2 protein-coding genes are annotated in these 2,164 nt (G+C 66.1%); both read left to right on the top strand.

Annotated elements, in window-relative coordinates; all coding sequences use genetic code 11:
- The coding region (gene istA, locus IEX43_RS20155; RefSeq protein ID WP_188814052.1) for an IS21 family transposase at positions 1–1,379 on the top strand (1,379 nt) is incomplete at its 5' end.
- Positions 1,376–2,122: an ATP-binding protein gene (locus IEX43_RS20150; protein WP_015062067.1), complete on the top strand. Its 747-nt coding sequence runs from the start codon at positions 1,376–1,378 to the stop codon at positions 2,120–2,122. The genes istA and IEX43_RS20150, both read left to right, overlap by 4 nt.
- The last annotated feature ends 42 nt before the right edge of the window (positions 2,123–2,164 follow it).

Here is a 2,164-nt window from a genome sequence, read left to right as displayed (position 1 = left end):
GGTTGTTCCCTGGGCGCGGTGAGCATCAAAGCGTGTTCGCGCAGCCGGACTGGGACCAGGTCCACCGGGAAATGGCCCGGGTCGGGGTGACGCTGAAGCTGCTCCACGGCGAGTATGCCGATTCATGCGCCGCTGCCGGTGCGCCGGTGATGGGCTATGACCGGTTCTGCAGGACCTACCAGCGGCACGTGCTGGTAACGGGAGTGGCATCGAGGGTCGGACACAAGGCCGGCCAGACGGTGGAAGTCGACTGGTCGGGGCCGACGATGCAGCTGACCGATCCGGCCACGGGCAAGGCCAGGACTGTGTATCTGTTTGTGGGTTGCCTGCCTTTCAGTCGGTATGCGTTCGTTGAACCTGCCCTGGACATGAAGCAGGACACCTGGCTGCGGGCCCATGTGGCGATGTTCGAGGCCTTCACAGGCTCGGTGCCGCGGATCGTGCCGGACAATCTGAAGACCGGTGTCATCAAGCACCCGCGTGAGGGCGAGGTCGTGCTCAACGACGCTTACCGCGAGATGGCGGCGCACTATTCGGCGGCGGTGCTGCCCGGACGTGTCAGAGCGCCGAAGGATAAGGCCAGCGTGGAAAACACGGTCGCCCACGTGGCTACCTGGATCATCGCCGGGCTGCGTCAACGGCCATTCACCTCGTTGCCGGAGCTCAGAGCCGCCATCATCGAGCGCGTGGCGGCCTACAACGCGGAGCCGTTCCAGAAGCGGCCCGGGTCCAGGGCCAGCGTGTTCGCAGCCGAAGAGCAGCCGCTGCTGACGGGGTTGCCGGCGACTGCCTACGAGATCAGCAGGTGGGCCTACGGGCGCCGGGTGGGCCGGAACGGGCACGTCGTCTGGGAGAGGAACTACTACTCCGTGCCTTTCGCCCATATCGGCACCACGGTGGACCTGCGGATCACCGACCGGGTGCTTCAGGCCTACCGGGGCACCGAACGGCTGACCAGCCACCTGCTGCTGCCCGAGGGCGCGGCCAATGAATACCGCACCAACGACGCCGACCTGCCCGCCGGCGAGAAGTACCGGCAATGGGATGCGCCCCGGGTGCGGGAGTGGGCCGGACGGCTCGGCCCGGCAGCGGTAACCGTGGTCAACCGGATCTTCGAGTCCGTCCCGGTCGACGAGCAGGGCCTGGACGCGGCACTGGCAGTGCTGAGGCTCTCCCGCCGATACTCCGCCGAACGCCTCGAGGCAGCCTGCCGACTCGCGTTGGCAGGCCACGTGCGGTCTCCGCGTTATGCCCACCTGCAGCCGATCCTGGCCACAGAGCAGGACAAAGCCGCCGGGCTCAGACCACCACGGGATGAACCCGCCGAACACGGCGGATACGTGCGCGGCGCCGAATACTACGCAGGGGGTGCCAAGTGAGCGGGATCGATATCGAAACCAAACGCAAGCTCCGTGAGATGGGTGCCGCCCCGATGCTGGAAGCGCTCGAGGCCCAGGACGAGACGCTCGTGCTCGGCATGGCCTTCGAGGAACGGCTCCGTCTGGTCGTCGACGAGGCCCACTCCGGGTTCAACCACGCCAAGGTCGAGGGACTGATCCGGCGGGCCGGACTGCGCTACCCGGGCGCGGATCTGCGCCGGCTCGACCTCGTGGACGAGCGCGGCCTGGACCGGAACGTCATCGCCTCACTCGGCACGTGCTCATTCATCGAACGGCAGCAGAACGTCGTCTTTCAGGGATTCACTGGATCCGGGAAGTCCTACCTGGGGTGCGCCCTGGCCAAACAGGCCTGCCAGCACAGGATCCGTGCCCACTACGTCCGCATGCCCGACCTCGAGGAAGCCTGGGCGCTGGCGAAGGACAAGCCACAGGGACAAACCAAATTCCTGAACAAGTACGCGGCCTTCACCCTGCTCGTGATCGACGAATGGCTCCTCGACCACCCCGACGAGGGCATGCGCAGCATGCTGCTGGAACTGCTTGAACGCCGGTACGACACAGCATCGACCGTGTTCTGCACCCAGTACGCCAAAAAAGACTGGCACCAACGGCTCGGCTCCGGAGTCCACGCCGATGCCATCATGGACCGCATCGTGCACAACACCATCTGGGTCGATACCGGCAACCACAACATGCGCCAGCACACCACCATGAAGCAGTAAGAAAACGTCGGTGGGAGCCGGTGGCCCCCACACCCCCGGCCG

The sequence above is a fragment of the Pseudarthrobacter polychromogenes genome (assembly GCF_014644495.1).
Taxonomy (GTDB): Bacteria; Actinomycetota; Actinomycetes; order Actinomycetales; family Micrococcaceae; genus Arthrobacter; species Arthrobacter polychromogenes.
This window is presented reverse-complemented; position numbering and strand designations above follow the sequence as displayed.